Here is a 261-nt window from a genome sequence, read left to right on the forward strand (position 1 = left end):
GCCCTGCACGCCCTCGGCGACGGCAGCGTGCAGCTGGCCCTGGCCAGCAACAAGTAGGGCCCCGGCGCCCGGTGGGGCCCCCAGCGAGCGGCCGGGAGCCGGGCAACGATTATGGTGTATTTTGAAGGGGCTGCTGGCGCCCACGATGCCGATTTGCAACAGGCCCTGCACGCCCTCGGCGACGGCAGCGTGCAGCTGGCCCTGGCCAGCAACAAGTAGGGCCCCGGCGCCCGGTGGGGCCCCCAGCGAGCGGCCGGGAGC

General features: G+C 73.9%; 1 protein-coding gene. It reads right to left on the bottom strand.

Annotated features, from left to right (window positions below):
- A partial coding sequence (locus BEN49_RS28180) for a hypothetical protein (RefSeq protein ID WP_204376141.1) occupies positions 1–261 on the bottom strand: 261 nt, incomplete at both ends.

Origin of the sequence: Hymenobacter coccineus, assembly GCF_001816125.1 — a bacterium.
Classification (GTDB): Bacteria; Bacteroidota; Bacteroidia; order Cytophagales; family Hymenobacteraceae; genus Hymenobacter; species Hymenobacter coccineus.